Annotated in this window: 17 protein-coding genes and 1 pseudogene; 4 read left to right on the top strand and 14 right to left on the bottom strand. The window is 32.9% G+C overall.

All coding sequences use genetic code 11. The annotated features are described in order from the left end of the window. Positions 1–112 precede the first annotated feature (112 nt). From ACJDUG_RS01610 to ACJDUG_RS01555, 12 genes are all read right to left on the bottom strand, one after another. Entirely contained in the window at positions 113–1171 is a 1059-nt protein-coding gene (locus ACJDUG_RS01610) for an LptM family lipoprotein (protein WP_406768124.1), read from the bottom strand. Between the two features lie 200 nt (positions 1172–1371). Beyond that, on the bottom strand, positions 1372–3702 hold the full coding sequence (locus tag ACJDUG_RS01605) for a PEP/pyruvate-binding domain-containing protein (protein ID WP_406768123.1): 2331 nt from the start codon (positions 3700–3702) through the stop codon (positions 1372–1374). Positions 3703–3763: 61 nt separating this feature from the next. Beyond that, the gene (locus ACJDUG_RS01600) at positions 3764–4420 is read right to left on the bottom strand and encodes an ABC transporter ATP-binding protein (RefSeq protein ID WP_406768122.1); all 657 of its coding nucleotides are present in this window, start codon (positions 4418–4420) and stop codon (positions 3764–3766) included. A gap of 20 nt (positions 4421–4440) precedes the next feature. After that, entirely contained in the window at positions 4441–5250 is an 810-nt protein-coding gene (locus ACJDUG_RS01595; RefSeq protein WP_406768121.1) for an ABC transporter permease, read from the bottom strand. Between the two features lie 6 nt (positions 5251–5256). Next, positions 5257–6135, bottom strand: a complete 879-nt coding sequence (locus ACJDUG_RS01590; RefSeq protein WP_406768120.1) for an ABC transporter permease — start codon at positions 6133–6135, stop codon at positions 5257–5259. Continuing rightward, positions 6119–7309, bottom strand: a complete 1191-nt coding sequence (locus ACJDUG_RS01585; RefSeq protein ID WP_406768119.1) for an ABC transporter substrate-binding protein — start codon at positions 7307–7309, stop codon at positions 6119–6121. The genes ACJDUG_RS01590 and ACJDUG_RS01585 overlap by 17 nt, the downstream gene beginning before the upstream one ends. A gap of 115 nt (positions 7310–7424) precedes the next feature. After that, positions 7425–8006: a CDP-alcohol phosphatidyltransferase family protein gene (locus tag ACJDUG_RS01580; protein ID WP_406768118.1), complete on the bottom strand. Its 582-nt coding sequence runs from the start codon at positions 8004–8006 to the stop codon at positions 7425–7427. A gap of 19 nt (positions 8007–8025) precedes the next feature. Then, positions 8026–8697 carry a TVP38/TMEM64 family protein gene (locus tag ACJDUG_RS01575; RefSeq protein WP_406768117.1) on the bottom strand — a complete coding sequence of 224 codons (672 nt, stop codon included), beginning with the start codon at positions 8695–8697 and terminating at the stop codon, positions 8026–8028. Positions 8698–8733: 36 nt separating this feature from the next. After that, positions 8734–9498 (bottom strand): (Fe-S)-binding protein, encoded by a 765-nt coding sequence (locus ACJDUG_RS01570; protein ID WP_406768116.1) that lies wholly within the window; start codon positions 9496–9498, stop codon positions 8734–8736. Positions 9499–9501: 3 nt separating this feature from the next. Continuing rightward, positions 9502–9873 carry a 4Fe-4S dicluster domain-containing protein gene (locus ACJDUG_RS01565; protein ID WP_406768115.1) on the bottom strand — a complete coding sequence of 124 codons (372 nt, stop codon included), beginning with the start codon at positions 9871–9873 and terminating at the stop codon, positions 9502–9504. Continuing rightward, positions 9874–10140 carry a hypothetical protein gene (locus ACJDUG_RS01560; protein ID WP_406768114.1) on the bottom strand — a complete coding sequence of 89 codons (267 nt, stop codon included), beginning with the start codon at positions 10138–10140 and terminating at the stop codon, positions 9874–9876. 165 nt (positions 10141–10305) lie between these two features. Further along, entirely contained in the window at positions 10306–11700 is a 1395-nt protein-coding gene (locus tag ACJDUG_RS01555; RefSeq protein WP_406768113.1) for a rhodanese-like domain-containing protein, read from the bottom strand. Positions 11701–12035: 335 nt separating this feature from the next. Here ACJDUG_RS01555 and ACJDUG_RS01550 point away from each other — a divergent pair. Both ACJDUG_RS01550 and ACJDUG_RS01545 read left to right on the top strand, forming a co-directional pair. After that, a pseudogene (locus ACJDUG_RS01550) lies at positions 12036–12317 on the top strand (TIM barrel protein); the annotation flags it as partial. A gap of 86 nt (positions 12318–12403) precedes the next feature. After that, positions 12404–13678, top strand: a complete 1275-nt coding sequence (locus ACJDUG_RS01545) for a M28 family metallopeptidase (protein ID WP_406768112.1) — start codon at positions 12404–12406, stop codon at positions 13676–13678. Between the two features lie 152 nt (positions 13679–13830). Here the strand turns inward: ACJDUG_RS01545 and ACJDUG_RS01540 are convergent, their stop codons facing one another. Together ACJDUG_RS01540 and ACJDUG_RS01535 are read right to left on the bottom strand one after the other, a co-directional pair. Next, entirely contained in the window at positions 13831–14382 is a 552-nt protein-coding gene (locus ACJDUG_RS01540) for a GNAT family N-acetyltransferase (protein WP_406768111.1), read from the bottom strand. An 87-nt stretch (positions 14383–14469) separates the two neighbouring features. Further along, positions 14470–14775: a hypothetical protein gene (locus ACJDUG_RS01535; protein ID WP_406768110.1), complete on the bottom strand. Its 306-nt coding sequence runs from the start codon at positions 14773–14775 to the stop codon at positions 14470–14472. Positions 14776–15477: 702 nt separating this feature from the next. On the opposite strand from ACJDUG_RS01535, the gene gatE reads away from it, so the two are divergent. Both gatE and gatD read left to right on the top strand, forming a co-directional pair. Further along, a complete protein-coding gene (gene gatE, locus ACJDUG_RS01530; RefSeq protein WP_406768109.1) occupies positions 15478–17448 on the top strand; it encodes a Glu-tRNA(Gln) amidotransferase subunit GatE in 1971 nt (656 codons plus the stop codon). Continuing rightward, positions 17438–18820 (top strand): Glu-tRNA(Gln) amidotransferase subunit GatD, encoded by a 1383-nt coding sequence (gatD, locus tag ACJDUG_RS01525; protein ID WP_406768108.1) that lies wholly within the window; start codon positions 17438–17440, stop codon positions 18818–18820. The genes gatE and gatD overlap by 11 nt, the downstream gene beginning before the upstream one ends. The last annotated feature ends 7 nt before the right edge of the window (positions 18821–18827 follow it).

Here is an 18827-nt window from a genome sequence, read left to right as displayed (position 1 = left end):
TCAGTTAATATTATATATTAAAATAAGCTTTTAGCTCAACTATTTTAATCACAGTAACTTATGGTTCAATTCTCCGTATCATATGCAGCAGATGTTTTAATATCTCTTATTTTTATTGACTATATCCAAATGACTCTAATAGGTTAATTACATTGATCATTTTATCTGCGTTCTTATCAGGTATTGTAATTTCTTTAACACCATTAATATTTGATATGCTGCTGTTTATATTTATTGTGCCTTTACCTTGAGTATCTTCTATTTCTATTATTGTATTAGTCTTTGTAACATACTCTTCTTCAATTGTAAATTTAAAACTAATACTCATATTTTTAAGTTCATCTATAGATTTATTAAATTTTTCAATCATTTCCTTTGACGAAAGCTTACTTATATCATTTTGAGAATCCTTAATTTCATTAAAACTATTTGAGCTTTGGATTAAAGCTTTAAAATTATTAAAATATTTTTCATTACCTAAATACTCAGAAACAATATTTTTAACATCATCCTTATTTAAGGTGAGTGTAACAATACCATTTTTAGAAGTATCTTTTTTATCAATAGCTTCAAATTTTTCTAACTTCTTTTTATCTTTATATTGATTAAATACTGATATTATATCAATCCCAACTTGTTCTCCAATTTTGTTGTCAGCATTGTTATTTCTAGTATCATTATATTTTGTATAATCTTCCTGTGATAAAGTTTTTTTCATTAATTCATCTAAATCTTTACTTGATAAATAAAAACTATCTGCATTAGCAAGAACCTCTCCTAAACTTTTTTTCAATATTCCTGGAATACCAACAAAAAAGTCAAAATCCTTACCTTTATTATATATATTAATAAATATTGGAGCTTCTATTGCTGCTCCTTCTGAAGATATTTTTACATTCCCATTTATTTTTTGGCTTTCCTCATCTTTTTTTAGATCGCCTTTTAAATTAAAGGAAGCATTTTCTGTATTTATAAAGTTTTCCGATGTGCTATTTCCTATTTTCTTAGGATCATTAGGAATATTCATAGTAACATTAAAATCATATGAATAAGAGTTAATTTTTCCATTATTCAAAATTGCTGTACTTAATTTTATTTTTTGACCACACCCTGATAAAATTATCATCAATGTGCACATAATAATGGACAAAAGACTTAATTTTTTTTTCATTATTAAAATCCCCCTTAATAGTTCATAATTTCCTACCTTTTCTATAGTTACATTTTATTATAAACTACTACATTTTTCAACCATTATATACATTCTTTTCAAAAACAAAAGAATGTACTATTCTATTCAAAGAATAATCCATTCTTATTGATTAATGAGGTTATGGAGTACAGAAAGATTATATATTCCAGTATCTTAGCTTAACTTTTCTTCGTAACAACACCATTACTACCATTAACAATTACATAATCCCCGGTTTTCAATTCGCTCGTTGCAATTCCGCATCCTACAACTGTTGGAATTCCTAGCTCTCGTGCCACAATTGCAGCATGGGATAAAGGTGCACCAAGATCTGTAATTATTGCAGCAGCTTTGGGGAATAAAGGTGTCCACCCAATGTTTGTCATAGTAGTTACAAGTATTTCGCCCTTATGAAAATCCTTTGCCTCTTCAAAGCTGTGCAGAATATGCACTCTGCCTTCAACAATCCCTGGGGCTCCTGCAAAACCTTTAATAGCACATTTATCTAATACTGGTGCTTCTGCATTGGGATCGTAGTAGTCCTGCCTTTTATCCTTTGACCTAATCCAATCCTTGGGATTAAATCTGCCTCTTATTAACTGTGGGAAAACCGGCAGCTTTTGATATTCTTCAAATTTTACACGTCTTTTAGAAAGCTTATCAAGCATCTTAGTGTCTCCCTGCAGGAATTTTGGGACTTCAAAGCAGTACATCATAAATATGTCATCCCTAACCCCAGTAACAGAGCCGATTTTCAGCAGTAAATGCCTCATAACTCTAAAGACTTTAACAAACTCATTTCTAAGGGATTCACGGGTATTTGCATCCTTAGAGATTTGTTCAAGCTTTTTCTCCAGCCATTTTTGCTTATCAGGGAATTTTTGTTCAAAAAGCTCTTTTCCCTTCATAAATTCCCTTTGTTGTTTTTTCTGCAGTTCCATTGGCCTTAGATTTAAATCTTTATATTCTTTTATTTGATTTTCAATATATGAGGAGTCATCTGCAGGATATTTATAATATACCTCAAACTCATGAGGACTTCTGTGGCCATAAAGTTCCAAGTACTTTTCACGGCTTAGGCTGCCATTAATCACTTGCTCTATTGCAAGCAGCGGTTTCATGCTTACAAGGGTTTGTTCACTGCTGAAATTGGAACATAACAAATTGGCTAATTCTTCACCTGCCATCTTTACAAGTTTTTTTCTGAAGGTTGCCAGTGCAGCGCTTCCAGCACCACCGAACCAAATATACCATAATGCAGATAAATAAGGACGCACATCATATGTCCAAAGCTTAAATAAATCCTCCCTGTTTTTTGCAGCTTCTAACCTATCAAGGGTTTTAACATACCATATAGGTGTATTCTTGAGGTAATAATCCTTTTGTTTTTTAGAGTCCATCATGCGCTTTATACTCTTTTTTGACCTCTGAAACATCTCTTTGATTAATTGAGCCGTTCCAAAGGGATAAATAGGAACTTCAATATTATCAGGAATATACCCAAATACATCACTTATAAGTTCTTTTGCCTTTGTAACATTATATCCTAATACCCTTAATGAAGAAATCATAATACTGATATTAGAATATGTTCTGCCGCAGATATTTCCGAACATAAAATATCCTGGTACCTTCTGGCACTCCAAATCCATCTCATGCAGTAAACTCCATGTAAATGGACTCATTACGTCAGGCACAGCCTCACCAACATTATTACTACTCCAGAGAGCATCTGTATCAAGACTTTGATTGATTTCATAGGTATCATAATCAATTGTTTTAAGAGTGGTAATTGGACGCGCTTGAACAATATAAAGCTTTCCATCCTTAGTAACCCACTCAATATCCAGTTTACAGCCGAAAATATCCTCAGCCTGGAGTGCAGCTTTGTATAAGGCCTTAGCATAGGCTGCCAAGGATTTTTCTCCCTGGTATTTCCCACCTATTCTTGATATTGTAAAAGGAGATGCATTTTTCTCACCTGACACAAGCTGCTCACCTGCACCAAAAATGAAGTTCCCTACCATATTTATGTGACTTCCCGTAATTGGATCAGCAGTAAAAAGCACTCCAGCCATATTAGCATTTATCATACCTTGAACAACAACTGCGATTTTATGTCTATCATAAATACCATGAATCTTACTGTATTCGCTTACACGCTCTGACTTTGCAGAAGCTGCAACCTTTTTAATTGCAGGAAATACATCAGCTTTAGCCACATCAAGCACTGATTCAAATTCCCCTGCAAATGAGGTCTTTGCACTATCTTCTGAAAGAGCAGATGAGCGAACTGCAAAAGTGCTGTCAGAAAGCACTTCAAGACACTTTTTAATGTCAGATCGCGCTTGCGCCTTCAGCATATTATTTTCAAAAGCCGTAGATAAAATGACAAATCCATTTGGAACTGTAATACCGGCATTATACATCCTGCTTAGGGAGTTTCCCTTTCCACCAGCAAAGTCAAGTGCTTCATTGGTAATGTCGCTAAAACTATAAGCAAATTTCATTTTATTTGCCCTCCTTATAAACTACTGCATAAATCTATATAAGAAGAAAGAATACTCTACACTATAAATTTGTCATTTTTATAATTCTATCAGATAAGTAATTCGCTTCATCCTTATCATGTGTCACAAGAATTGTTGTTAAGCAATTATTTTTATGATATGCTCTGATTAAACTTGTAAGTTCTAATTTTAATTCTTCATCTAAAGAATTAAACGCTTCATCCAAGAAAAGAACTTTAGGCTTTACTACAAGGGCTCTGGCTATAGCTCCTCTTTGACATTGTCCTCCACTAAGCTCAGATGGATACCTTTTTTCAAGTCCATTAAGCTTAAGATCATTTATCATATCCATTGCAGCAGCTATTCTCTTAAGCTTATTTATTTTCTTCATTTTAAGACCAAAGCAAATGTTATCTAATAAATTCATGTTAGGAAACAATAAAGGCTGCTGTGCTACCATAGCATAGTTTCTCTTCTCAACAGGCATATTAGTAACATCCTTATTATCTTCTAAAACCCTGCCCTTATCCGGCTTTATAAGCCCAGTCATTATTTTTAAAAGTGTGGTTTTCCCGCAGCCAGAAGGTCCTAGCAGTGAAATAAATTCTCCGTCTTCAATTTTTAGGTTTATATCTGATAAAGTAAAAGCATCTTTATAACTTGATTTGTTATTGCTTTGAAAGGTCTTCTCTATGTTTATAAGTTCTAATTCAGGCATGTCTTATCTCCTTTTTTAAGCTAAAGTATTTGAAAGTTCTTTTTTTTATAATAAGCCTTTAGCCCAAAATCTAAAATTGATATATTAATGAGTGCTACAATTGAAAATATTAAACTATAAACGGAACCGATAGCTTTATCTCCTCCATTTATGAAGGGAATCATTAATATGGTTAAAGTAGCCACTTTTCCTCCTCCAACTAGTAAAGTTAAAAAATATTGACTGGCGGATATTAAAAAAGTAAGACTTGCACCTGCTAAAATTGAAGGCAGCAAATGTGGAAGAATAATATAGTAAAATCTCTTAGTACTACTTGCACCTAAAATTGATGCCTGATCTTCAAGATTAGTGTTTAAGGTATTAAAGGAAACCATCATTGCCTTTATCATATAAGGTAAGGTAGGCAATATATGTGCTAAAATAACACCTAATATGGATTCTGTTAATCCAAGTTTAATAAATATGGTATACATCCCCATAATAGCAGTAAAGGGAGGTACAATTATTGGGGCAAATAATAGCATTTTCATTACTGTTTTGCCTTTAAATTCATATCTCTCTAGGGACATTGCTGCAGGTATAGCTAATATGAAATCTATAATAATTACAGATATGCCAATAACTAATGTGTTTATAACAGCTTCATAGGTATTGGTATTTTCATAAAATACATATTTAATAGCTCGAATACTAAATTCACTAGGAAATACAGCAGGCCATCTATAGTTTATGGATATGCTTATAAAAATCAGTGGTAAAAAAGGAAGAATAATTAAGAGAGCAAATATTACTGCTATTATAATAAATTTTATATCTTTAAGCTTACTCAAATTAAATCACCATCTCATTTGCTTTTTTATATCCCATTTTTTTATAATTTTATAGGCTAAAATACCTAAAATAGCAGTAATAATAGTTAGCATAAAATTTGCAGCAAGTGCTAAAGGTCTTATGATTAAATCTCCATTAATATAAATATCATAAGCAAAAACTGCCGCAAGTTTAGGATAGGTAACTCCTAGTAAATAAGGTACCTCAAAATCTGAAAAGGTAAAAGCAAAAACTATAAGCATGGAAGATATCCATGTAGGCATTATTAAAGGATATACTACTTCATTAAAAAATTCTTTTCTAGTGCTTCCAAAAACTCTAGCTATTTCAAGCCAAGAGGTTTCAATTCTTTGCAAGGCAGGAACCAGCATAAGTATAATAAAGGGAACCTCCTTCCACATATAGGTAGTAATTATGCCAATACTATTTATATTGTTGATTATTGAAGGAAAGGCTTCCATACTTTTGGTTATCCCCAAATAATAAGTTATGCTGGATATCCATCCGCTCTTCATTAATAAAAGTCCTATAAGATAAGCTGCTGTAATATGTGGTACAAGTATAGGCAGCTGAAAAAGCCTTCTAAGTATTTTTGAAAGTTTATTTTCCTCTATTATAAATAATATATATGTTAATATCATAGCAAAAACACCTGAAGCTGTAGCTGAAATAACAGATATTTCAAAGGTAAGTACTATAGATTTTTTAAAATCAACAGATCTAAGTAGCTCCTTATAAAAATCAAAAGTAATATGTGAATTACCTATTATGCTAAAAAGCCCTAGACTTTGAAGAAAACCTAGGGCAAGACCTCCTAAAAATAAGGTCATCATTACAAGTACTGCAGGTAAAATTAAAATATATGGTTTAATTTTTTGAAACATTTTCAATCCAACCTTTTTGAAGAAACTCTACATAGCCGGCCTTAATCTCAGGAACTCTGTGACTTTCAAGTTCTGCTTCAGGGAGTGTTGCTTCACCCCTATTAATAGCTTTTACTTTATTCTTATCCTCTTCTGATAGTTTTGAAAAATCTAAAGCTAATCCATCTCCCCAATTTTTAGGATCAAACTTTGCTATTTGTGCTTCAGGTGATAATAGAAAATTAATAACAACTTCTGCTCCGGCTTTATTGGGACTGTTAAAAGGTATGGTTAAAAAGTGTGTATTTGCAAGGGTCCCGCTGCTAAATACCATAGTTTTGGTTGAACTAGGAAAAATTCCTTTTTTTATTTCAGAAGCTGCTCTTGCTTCGTCATAGCCCATTGTCATCCAGACTTCTCCACTGGAATATAGCTGATCCAGCTTTGAAAGACTCTCTGGATAAGTCTTTCCCTGCTCCCATAAATAAGGCTTAATTTCATTTAAATAATTCCATAATGGCTTAGAGTCCTCAGACAGATTTTTTTCAGCTATTGGCTTCAGATATTTCTCATATCCACCACAGGTTTCATAAAAGCCTTGTCTTATAAAAGCGCTTCCTGTAAAATCACTTGCAGCTGGATATGTAAACTTACCTGGGTTTTTCTTAACCCATTCTTTTAAATCTTCAAAGGATTTAGGTGGATTTTTTACCTTTTCAGAATTATAGATATACACAAATTGTACTTTCCCAAAAGGAGCTTCCATTCCTTCTGTCGCTTCTCCAAAATCATAATTTACATCATTTGAATTGCTGTCAATATACTTTTGAAAGTTAGGCAGCTTATCAGTAAAGGGTTCCGAAAGTACTTTACTTTCTTTAGCAAGTTTAAAATTTTCTCCATTCATCCATATAATATCTGTATCACCTTGTGTTTTTCCGCTCTGCTTTTCTGTAATTAATTTATTTATTACATCTTTAGGAGTATTTATAGGCACTCTTTTAAGAAGTATACCTTGCTCTTCTTTTAATTTTGGAGCTACCCATTTATCCATATATTCATTAATGCTGTCGCTACCCCCCCACATATAAATTGTCACGGTTTTTAATTCACTATTTTCCTTTGGGCTGCAGCCAGACAAAAATAAAGGTAATATCAAAATAGATAATACCACGATAAGTATATTTTTCTTCATTAAAGCCCCCCCAGTATTTCTCATTCAATCATTAAGGACGGTTCCTAGTAATTCTTTGCAAATATTAAGGCGCGATCCACTGTGAAATCATAAGGAACCGTCCCTTATGGTTTTTTTAATTCAAAATCCTTTTAGCTTCAAAAATTCTTTGAGCAGCGGTATAAAAAATAGCTAATGAAAATATAATTGATATAATATTTATGTAATTATTAAATAGGATCATTAAAGAAAAAAATATAAACCCTTCAGTTCTTTCAGCTAAACCTGGTTGATAATAAAAGGACTTTTCGCTATTTTTATCACTCAAGGCTCCTACAGTAAGAAATACTGTCATGGAAAGTATTATTGCAGACAGTAAAATCACCAGTTGGAAATTGTTATTTGGTAATTTTACTGCAGCAGCTACTATTATTGAAATCTCTACAACTCTATCAAAGGTTATATCCAATATAGTTCCGAAGGCTGTAGTTTTTGTTTTCCTAGCCATAGTTCCATCTACTGCATCTAGTAGACCTGAGATCCACAATAATATAACTGCAATAAAATTATAGCTAATATAAAACACTACTGCTGAAAGTATTCCAATTATAAAAGCTAAAAATGTTATGTTATTTGCCTTAACGCCTAGTTTCAAAAACAAATCAGCAATTGTTTCAATTATTGGTTGTACAAATTTTCTACCTTTAGTGTCTAACATGAATTTTTTCCTCTCGCAACTATTCTAAATTTATTCCTCTCTTTTTAGCTATATATTTTGGAATTAAAGATACAATAAACAGAATAATTCCAGCAATAGTAAATTTTATTAAAATATTAAGGGATATGCCTCTTGCTGCTATTTCTCCAGCCATATATGCATAAATAAAAGCTCCAGGAATCATGCAAATTAAACTCCAAAATATATAAGTAGATGTTTTTATGCTTGTTAATCCATAAGCATAATTTTGCAAGTTAAAAGGGAAGATTGGCACTAGTCTGGTTAAAATTAAAAAATTATAACCATTTACTTTAAAGCCATCATCAATTTTTTTATAAATCAGATTATCTCCAAGCCTTGCTTTTACTATATCCCTCATTAAATATTTAGATATTAGAAAGGACATTGTTGCTCCACAGGTTGCACCTATAATGGCTAATACAGCACCTAAAATTGGTCCAAAAGCTATTCCAGAGGCTATAGTTAGAACAGAGCCTGGCAGCATAAATATACTTGCAAAAATATATATAGCTATATATATTAAAAATGCTATAGGGCCAAGGCTTTTAAACCATTGCTGCATTTGCTTTATGTCCATTAATCTGCTTACTATACCTAATTTGTATATTAAAATTATACCTATAATTATTATTATCCACATTATAACTTTAAACAATCTACTTTTTTTCACATTATCCACCCTATCCTGTTATTATACATACTCTATTTATAACAATTTATTAATTATTTTTTTAGATTTGTATCTATTACCCCAAGCTTTAATAGGATTTGATAATACATCTTCCGGGCTTTTGGTATTTTTATATACAACAGGTCCAAAAATTAAATCTAATATATGATAGGCTTCTCTTCCTGTCTTATACATTGAAGAACGGCAAGCAGCACAGTAAGTTACAACATAATCCGTATTAAACTTTGAAACTATATTTTCTGCAATTCTTTTTGATAAATCAGGATTTACTGCTTGAGCCATTCCTCCTTGCCCGCAGCACATAGCATTTTCTTTAGAAAGTTTAGACTCTACATATTTATATCCAAGCTCTGTAAGTATCCATCTTACTCCATCATGAATATCACTATAATTTCTTGTGGGACAAGAGTCTTGTATACTGAATACTACGTCACTATCTTTAGCTTTATTTTTTAATTCTTTTGGAAGCCCAATCTCTTTTATTAAAGTCCATAAAGATGTAACTTTTATATCTTTACTATATTGCTTTAATATTAAGAAGCAGTTTTGGCAAGCTACTACTATTTCATCTATTTCTAAAGCTTCAATGTCTTTATTAAGTTCTTCATATTTTTTTAAAAATAATTCTTTTTGTCCTAATACTAAAGTTGGCATACCACAGCATCTTTGCAAAGCAGATACATTTTCAAAATTTTCTTTAAGATATGATAATATATTTAAAACAGCCTCTGGAGAATAGGAGGATAAACTACACCCTGGCATAAAAACTATATTTCCCATAATCTATCTCCTTGTAGTAAAAATCTTTAAAAATCCACAGCTAAGCAGTTGATGAACATATACAGCCTTATGACCTTTTAAGGCTGTTCTTCCACCATTAGATTTTATTATAGCTTCTCTTAATTTCATAAAGCCTTTTGGAATATCTAATTTTTTAGGACAAACTATCCTGCATTTATTACACATAGTACAGGAGTACGGTATTATTGGCTTTATTTCTTCCTCCTGTAAGAAACCCTTAAATATGTCACTTGGAGAATTTCCAAAATCATTTAGCATTATACATTCTCTCATACATTTTTTACAGCTAGTGCAATTATTAGCTATTTCATTTATACACTCTAAGGTCTCTTGATCATATTTAGGTTTCTTCATCTATTTTCTCCTGTCTAAAACTACTTTTACTAATTGCAGAATTACAATTATTATAATTGCAATTAAAAAGAAGTGATAAGTAACTAAGTCTTCAAAAGGCTTTGGAACAGGTATACTTTTAGAAAGCATTGCTTTTTTAAAAACCAAATACCTTTCAACACCCATTTTTTTATCTGATAAATATTGTAATACTATAGGTATGCTTAAAGTTAGAAGCTGCAAAATAGTAATTAAGCCTTTAATTATCTTTATTCCTCTTTTTTTCATATTTATATCACCATACTTTATTTAAATTATTGATCATATCCTTAAAAGCACTAAAGGGCTGCCGCAGGAAAGTTATATACAATATAATACTATGCGAACTAAAATCAGCACAATACATTGTTGTATTTATCCTTGATGCGACAGCCTTATAAATTTAGGCAATAATTATTTCTTTGGTTCCCCCACTTCAATAGGACCTGCTGGATTTCCTGTGTTTCCACTCCATTCATTCCAACCGCCGTCATAAAGCGAAATATTTTTAAGTCCCATAACATCAGCGTAAGTTAAAGCTTCTGCAGCTCTCCAGCCTGTTCCGCAGTAGAAGGCTAGTCTTTGATCTGGAGTAATACCATAATCCTTCCACATAGCAAGTATTTCATCTTTATTACGCATTGTTAAATCTATATTTCTATAGTCATTTAAACTGCTGTTGTCTGTGCCTGCATGGCCCCATGCAGCACCAGCTGGACGTCCCTTTGGTTTAATATAATCATAGCCTGAGGTTTTACCAATATATTCATCCCAAGTTCTTACGTCAACTAACTTGCTGCCAGTCTTATCTGCTAATATTTCTTTAGCCTGTGGCATATCAATAATATATCCTTTATTTACAGGAACTGTAGCACCAAAGGAAGCTACTGGAGCTTTTTTATTTGATGTTTTTTCTACTTCGTAACCAGCATTTGTCCATTTTGTAAATCCGCCATTTAATACTCTAACGTCATTAACTCCCATGTACTTTAGTATAACAGCTACTCTGTAAGAAGGCATTGGATCTGTTCCATATAATACTATTGTTGTGTCTGTTGTTATTCCATTATTTTCTGCAAATTTTTGAAGCTTTGCATCAGAAAGACGATTCCAAAGAGGCCCTTCTTCAACTTCATCTGTATTTATATGAACTGCGCCTTTTATATGTCCAATTTTCAAGTATTCTGGTGAGTCTTTTTCCTCGCCCCAGCTAACTTCAAATACTTTATACTTGTTATTGTTGTAGGTTTCTGGTTTTTTACCGTCTACTAAATCTTTAACCCAAGATGCTGGCACTATCTCTTGATAGTTTGTATAAGTTTCCATTGGAAGACTTGCATCTTTTGCCCAATCTTTAATATTATATTGGTATAAATTTTTATATCCCTTTTGAGATAAATATTTTATTACCTCAGTAGAATCGTTTCCATTTGCATCATATAAAACAACATTTTTATCAGTACTTATTCCCTTAGTTTTTAAAGCATCTTCTAATGTTTTATCTTTATTCTTATCACTAACCTTAAGCCAAGCTGCCGAAAAATCAGTTGCTCCTTTAATGTGTCCACCCTTTGTTACTCCATCAAGTTTCCACCCATTATAAGCATCATTTTCTCTTGTATCAACTACTACCCAGTCGCTTTTTCCTATATTAGCTTGTAAATCTTTTGTGCTTATTGTTTTTGCTCCTGAAGCATTAGTCTTATCAGTATTTGCAGCTGTATCACTATTTTTTGTACAACCAATTAATGCAGTAGCAGTAATCATTGCAATAAGTAGAGTTATTGCAATTTTATTTAATTTTTTCATTCCTTTTCCCCCTATTTAAGTGATCACATAAAGGCATTTAAGCCTCTCTGGCTATATCGTCAAATAGCCGTTAATGGACATTTACCATGATAACCTTATCATAATTTTAAGCTGTAATCCAATTGTTATTTTTAATAATTGCTTCACTAACTATTTGAATTTTTTATAGGATCAGTCTAAAATGCTAATAAATTTTGGAAACATGTGATAGTGATATTAAGGATACTGACGAATATTTCATCTATAATAGTTATAAAATAACTTTAGTTGCTTCACTTTTTATTTCAATTTTTTAATAATGTATTTAAATTTTAAGCACAAAGGTGATAACTTTAATGGATAAACTATTATTTGGAATATCAGGTTTACCAATATATAGTGGAATAAAAAATATTAACTACGCCTCTGGTATTCAATATGCAAAATCAATAGGTCTAGATGCTATGGAGCTTCTTTTTGTAAGAAATGTCAATGTAACTGAGAAGAATAAAGATATAATTTTAAATGAAGGTTTAATTAGCAACTTTTATTTATCAGCTCATGGATCACATTATATAAATTTAAATGCAGATGAAACCGAAAAACAAATGCAATCGTTAGAAAGAATAATAAAAGGATAGTATATATATTACATTTGATCCTTTTGTATATTATTATTAACTTTAGTATACTATTTATAAGAACATATGGGGGGGAATGTGTTATGTCTATTAATAGTCAAAGAGAATTTGAACTTTTAAAGAAAATTGGCTTTATACGAACTAGCGGTTCTGAAGAAGAATTAAAGGCAGCAAACATACTACTAGAAGAAATATCTTCCATAGGATGTGTGGGCCACTTAGAGGATTATAAGGTTCCTACTTCTAAAATTAAAAAAGCTTCGCTAAAGGTAGTAAAGCCCTATGAAAAAGAATATGAAATTACACCATATAACTGCTCAATTAGCACACCTGAAGGCGGAATAACTACAGATTTTATATACATAGAAGATGGACTTGCTGCTAATTTAGTTGACCTTAAAGGAAAATTTGTACTTCTAAATATGAGGCCAAATCCAGAGCTTTATAAAAAACTTATAGAAGCTGGTATCGCTGGTTATATAACGATGTGCGGCACTGCTAATGATGAGAAAGACAAAACTGATATTTCTATAGCTAGAATGCGTGAAAAGAACACACAATATGGGAAAATACCAGCATTAAATATGCGCATGAAGGACTGCTTCCATATGGTTAAAAGCAAAACTTCTAAAGTTAAAATAGAGCTAATTACTGAAGATATTGAACTTACTTCCCATAATGTTGTTGTAACCTTAGAAGGTTCTAAGTACCCTGAGGAGATAATATCCTTCGGTGCTCATTATGACAGTGTTCCCTTCAGTACAGGTGTATATGACAATGGTGCTGGTTCAGTTATTATAATGGAGCTGCTTAGACATTTTAAAGAAAATCCACCAATCAGAACTGTAAAATTTGTATGGTATGGTTCTGAGGAAATTGGACTTTTTGGTAGCCATGCTTATTTAAAGGCTCATGAGGAAGAGCTTAAGAAACATCTTCTAATGATTAATGTAGATGTTGGAGGTTCCATTCTTGGAAAAGAAAAGGCTTTAGTTACTGCTGAGCAGAGCTTAGTTGATTATATTGATCACACAGCCAAAATTAAAGGCTTCCCACTTAAGGTAGAACAGAGTATATACTCAAGTGATTCTACAGCTTTTGCTGATGCAGGAATTCCTTCTGTTACATTCTGTCGTTTTGCTCCTGAGGGCGGAGCATTCATCCACACTCGCAACGATGTTATTGATTATTTAAGTGCTGAAGCCTTAGAAAAAACTACTATTATAACTAAAGAATTCAGTGAATCCATTGTAAACTCAATAGTATTTCCAATTGAAAGAAAGATTCCAGATAATATGAGAAAGGAATTAGATAAATACTTTAATAAAGAAGCTAAAAAAGATGATTTAGCTGAATAAAAAAATAGTCATAAAGTCTTTCATCTATAGGTGAAAGACTTTATGAGATTTTAAATAAATATTAACTTCCTTTTAAGGTCATTATGGAAAATCTATAGTGCTGTATTATTCTTATAACTTATAATACAAATAATTACTATTGATTGTACTCATTAGCCATTTAAAGCACATTCGTCGACCCTGCGAACCACACTATTGGTATATGCCGTAAAATACTTCAACCAAAAAGCATTAGCTGTAGAATTAAAACTTTCAAAGTCAACTCCTATCATTTCGTATCCTTCTGACTTCAATTTCAAAATTGTGAAATTAAGTAAATTCTGATAGATATTCTTTCCACGATATTCTGGAAGACAAAAGGCACCACATATATTGCCCATATTAGAAACTTCAGTGACAAAATTTTCTCCACTGCCAGATACCTCTATAAAAGCAATTGGTTTTTCTCCTTCTCTAGCAACAAATAATCTTGTATTTCGTGCCTCAGCACGAGCTATCCAACCTGCAAGCTGCTCTTGTGTAGAACACATAAAGCATGGACTATTCCCCAAATGCTGTGATAGCATCTGACGCATTTCTCTTATCTGCATAACAGCTGCTTTAGAAAGCTCTTCAAAGTGAATTTCATCACAGCATTGTAACTCTAGGCCTTCCATTGGCCTAATTGCATCAACACAACGAAGCCCAAAGCCATATGTAAACATTGCATTTATAGACTCAATATCGTGTGCATATAATGCTATTGAATGATACCCAATATTATGCTTGACCCATTTTTCAGCGGCTGCTTGTTACATTCTTTTGTATATCATGCTTCTATTTTCTTTTATAGAACCATGTGCATGAATAGGTGAAAATGTTCCATTAGCCATAGAATTAAATGCATTTTCCCAAGGCATATAACAGCATAAAAATCCTACCATTTTACCTTTATCAAATGCAACAACACCTAATCCATTACTTGCAAAACACTCTAAGTCAGGAAGAACATCTATAGCTGGCAGTATTGGTACATACTCACGCTCCTCATTATAATTAGCAATAGCAATTAACTTTGCCTCTTCCACATGTTCAATTTCAAAATCAAGTATTCTCATATTAATCCCCCTTTAAAAGTGGAGGGTTATTTCCCGTGAACCCTCCTTACACCCTGATAATTTATAGAATTCTTTTTCATATAACGCAATCTCCCCTTCCAACAAAGTATTTATCATAACACATAAGTGAATAATACAGGTCTATAAATAATTTGTACTGTAAATTCCTATTTATCCTATATTTATAATGTATATTAACATCACACTGTTTATTGTATATCATAACATTTTTTATAAATATTGTATATATTACATGTGATATGGTATTTATATTATAAAAAAGTCTTAGCGAAGCAATATCAATGGCTAAGACTAAGCAGCGTAGTTATGACGATATGCAGAACAATGCATCTACCAGGCGATCCATATCTTCATAGTTGTTAAACAGCGAATATCTTGGCTCCATGACTATGAGTCATTGCAGCCATATCATAAAATTGCTCTCCTTTAATACATACTGTTTTATAATATTCTTCTTATGGAATAACCGGCACCCAATGGTATAAGTTATACTTCATAATTTAAAATAATAAAACATATACTTCTTTATAGAGATTGGCTACAATATTTTTCTTAAAAACCCTTACAAGCTGCTCATTAGTACATATTAGTAATATTTTAAAGTTATGTGCAAGCTTGAACAAATACTTTTCAATTTTGTATATATGCTTATGAAATATTAATCTTGGAGGATTAACAAAAATGGAGAATAACTATAAAGAAACTCAAAAGCGCATTGGTTATACCCCTCGCAAAGAGACTCCACCTGAGACATATGAAAAATTAGGATTTATGTGTGGTCTAGAAGTTCATCAACAGCTCAAAACAGACAAGAAGCTCTTTTGTCATTGCCCTGCAGGCATTTTTCAGGAAAAAGATCAATTCCATGCAGAAGTGATTAGACATATGAGGCCTACTTTAAGCGAAATGGGTGGATATGACGGTACCGCTCTTATGGAATTTAAAACAAAAAAAACTATTATATACCGTATTGCCAACGAGACCACCTGTACTTATGATGTTGATGACACGCCTCCGTTTAAGCTAAATAAGCAAGCACTGGAAATTGCATTAAAAATAGCATTGCTTCTTAAAACTAACATTGTAGGTGAGCTTCATATCACCCGGAAGCAATATCTAGATGGCAGTATTCCTACTGGTTTTCAGCGAACAGGTATCGTAAGCATTGAAGGGCAGATACCCTTAAGAAACAAGTTAGTTCGAATAATTCAGCTTAGTATAGAAGAAGATTCTTGTCGTGAAATTTCAGACATTGCTCACGAGAGAGTATATACAACAGATAGGTTAGGCATGCCGCTTATAGAAACTGTTACCTATCCAGATATAAAAACTCCTGATGAAGCTTTTGAAGCTGCCCAGTATATACGTTTTCTAAACCGCAGCACCGGTGAAGTAAGGACAGGCATTGGCGCTGCACGTGAGGATGTTAACGTTAGTATTACTGGAGGCACTAGAGTGGAAATTAAGGGAGTGTCTCGTATTAGCTCCATACCAGAATTAGTACACAATGAAGCCTTTCGCCAGAAGAGCCTTTTAGAAATTAGAAATGATCTATTAACTAGAATGCCAACATGGAAAGAATGGAAAATTAGCTATGTAATTATAAGTGGAGACAATGCAGCTGCCTCATCTAATCAAGTTGACCAAGCTTTAAATAAAAACTATAGATTGGTAGCAGTAAATTTACCAGGCTTTAAAGGCATTCTCTCATTTTTTACTCAACCTGGCCGAATGTTCGCAGATGAAATCTCTGACAGATTAAAGGTAATTGCTTGTATTGAAAAACCCAATATGGCACATTCAGAAAGTTTGGACAGTGATAGTAAATCAATTAACTTTAAATATATTTCTAAACTGCTCAATGCCAAAAATGAGGATGCTCAGATACTTTTATGGGGTCCTGAGACTGATATGCCTACAGCTTTGGAGACAATTGAAGAACGCTGTAGAATGGCCTTTGTTGGAGTACCTAATGAAACCAGAAAGTCCTTAGAAAGCGGTACCACTATGTTTGAACGAGTATTGCCTGGAGCTGACCGTATGTATCCAGATACTGATTCTGCCCCTATTTCTATCAGCGAAGATTTATTAAGTAATGTGCGCAATAAGCTGCCACTTGCTGTAAGTGAGAGAATAGCTCAGCTTGAAAACTGGAAAATACCTAGGGATACTTTCTTCTATCTTTTAAGAAACAATCTAGTTCCTCTTATGGAGAGAATTTCTAATGATTTTCAAATAAAACCCTCATTTATAGCAACCTTACTAGCTCACAGACTTAAGCACCTACAAGGAAAATTTAATACCAATTTACCCTTTAATTTCGAAAAAATATATGACCTTTTTAATTTCATTAAAGAACATAATTTAGAGTATGATATTGCTTATGACATGCTGCCTGTACTATACACACATCCTGAAATGGAAATGATGTCTGTATTAAAGAGTATAAGCTTTACTAAGCGCAGCAGAGATAGTATTCTTTCATTGATTCCATTTATGAATAATAAATTTAATCAAATAAATACTTCAAAGAATAATAAAGCAAAATTTAAGTGGATGATGAAAGAATTACGTAAAATAGCCCTTGGAAATATCCCTCTTAATGAACTTGCTGATATTATAGCAAAGGAGGTATTTGTTTATGAACAATAGCTTAAAGGGTTATAAGGGCACAGCCTTAGAAATATTAAAAAGCTTCAATATGCGGGTATGGAGTGAAGCTGTTATAAAGACTACTCGCGGAGAATTTAAGGGAGTTTTGCTTCCACGTTCTGAAAACGATGATGATAGGCACATAGTAATTAAGCTAGCCACTGGATACAATATCGGAATTGATGTAGATACAATTCAGGATATGAAAGAATTTAACTATAAAGAGATTCAATATAAAATTCCAGAAAGGGAGTTTCCTGTGTCCAAAGAAAAACATAATGTAAAGCTGCTGGGTACGGGCGGCACTATAGCCTCCCGTCTTGATTATCGTACTGGAGCTGTTATTCCTGCATTCTCACCAGGTGAATTATATGGAGCTGTACCTGAACTTGCAGACATTTGTAATCTAAGTACTGAAAAACTTTTTGCTGTATTTTCAGAAAATATGGGGCCTGCGGAGTATAAAGGTCTGGCTCAATCTATTGGAGAAGAAATTAAAAAAGGTACCCATGGCATTATCATAGGTCACGGTACTGACACAATGAGTCATACAGCAGCAGCTCTATCTTTTATGGTACAAAACTCCCCTATTCCCATTGTCATGGTGGGGTCTCAGCGTTCATCAGATAGACCCTCTTCTGATGCAGCCCTAAACCTGATTCATGCAGCAAAAACAGCCTCAGATTCAGATATTGCTGAAGTAATGGTGTGTATGTTTGGACCAACCTCCGACGAATACGGCTTATTACACCGCGGTACTCGAGTACGAAAAATGCATTCCTCCTACCGTTCAACATTTCGTACTATCGGAGATATTCCACTAGCTATTGTGAATCGCCAGAAAATAACGCCTCTTCGTATGGATTACAATCACCGCCGCAGTGACAGCAAAGTAGTTATAACTCCTGTGTTCGAAGAACGTGTATCTCTACTTTATTATTATCCAAATATGAATCCGGATATTATAGATGCTATGATTGACCTGGGCTATAAAGGGATTGTTATAGCAGGTACAGGTCTAGGGCATGTTAATAAGCTGATCTACCCTGCCATTAAACGTGCTGCTGAAAAAGGCGTAGCCATCTATATGACTGTACAAACTCTATGGGGATATGTTAATATGTTCGTCTACGATACAGGCAGAGATTTAATGACTATGGGTATAATACCTGCAGAAAATATGCTGCCAGAAGTTGCTTATATTAAACTAGGTTGGGCACTAGGACAAACTTCAGATTTATCAAAGGTTAAAGAAATAATGCTCACTCCTGTATGCGGAGAAATTACTGAGAGAGAACCATATAATGGATATCTAATTTATCAAGGTGGTATTCCTGAGGTAGAGGAATTTATTAAAAAGTTTCATAAGTAATAATTTC

The organism is Candidatus Clostridium stratigraminis (genome assembly GCF_045310675.1).
Lineage (GTDB): Bacteria > Bacillota > Clostridia > Clostridiales > Clostridiaceae > Clostridium_AT > Clostridium_AT stratigraminis.
The sequence above is the reverse complement of the archived record's forward strand: the minus strand, read 5'-3'. Positions and strand labels throughout refer to the sequence as shown.

Coding starts and splice junctions, on each gene's coding strand:
- ACJDUG_RS01555 (WP_406768113.1), bottom strand. CDS start 11,700: ATGAAAAAATTAAATAAAATTGCAATAACTCTACTTATTGCAATGATT.
- ACJDUG_RS01580 (WP_406768118.1), bottom strand. CDS start 8,006: ATGTTAGACACTAAAGGTAGAAAATTTGTACAACCAATAATTGAAACA.
- ACJDUG_RS01560 (WP_406768114.1), bottom strand. CDS start 10,140: ATGAAAAAAAGAGGAATAAAGATAATTAAAGGCTTAATTACTATTTTG.
- ACJDUG_RS01600 (WP_406768122.1), bottom strand. CDS start 4,420: ATGCCTGAATTAGAACTTATAAACATAGAGAAGACCTTTCAAAGCAAT.
- ACJDUG_RS01540 (WP_406768111.1), bottom strand. CDS start 14,382: ATGTTTACATATGGCTTTGGGCTTCGTTGTGTTGATGCAATTAGGCCA.
- ACJDUG_RS01545 (WP_406768112.1), top strand. CDS start 12,404: ATGTCTATTAATAGTCAAAGAGAATTTGAACTTTTAAAGAAAATTGGC.
- ACJDUG_RS01590 (WP_406768120.1), bottom strand. CDS start 6,135: ATGTTTCAAAAAATTAAACCATATATTTTAATTTTACCTGCAGTACTT.
- ACJDUG_RS01605 (WP_406768123.1), bottom strand. CDS start 3,702: ATGAAATTTGCTTATAGTTTTAGCGACATTACCAATGAAGCACTTGAC.
- gatD (WP_406768108.1), top strand. CDS start 17,438: ATGAACAATAGCTTAAAGGGTTATAAGGGCACAGCCTTAGAAATATTA.
- ACJDUG_RS01565 (WP_406768115.1), bottom strand. CDS start 9,873: ATGAAGAAACCTAAATATGATCAAGAGACCTTAGAGTGTATAAATGAA.
- ACJDUG_RS01610 (WP_406768124.1), bottom strand. CDS start 1,171: ATGAAAAAAAAATTAAGTCTTTTGTCCATTATTATGTGCACATTGATG.
- ACJDUG_RS01585 (WP_406768119.1), bottom strand. CDS start 7,309: ATGAAGAAAAATATACTTATCGTGGTATTATCTATTTTGATATTACCT.
- ACJDUG_RS01535 (WP_406768110.1), bottom strand. CDS start 14,775: ATGAGAATACTTGATTTTGAAATTGAACATGTGGAAGAGGCAAAGTTA.
- gatE (WP_406768109.1), top strand. CDS start 15,478: ATGGAGAATAACTATAAAGAAACTCAAAAGCGCATTGGTTATACCCCT.
- ACJDUG_RS01570 (WP_406768116.1), bottom strand. CDS start 9,498: ATGGGAAATATAGTTTTTATGCCAGGGTGTAGTTTATCCTCCTATTCT.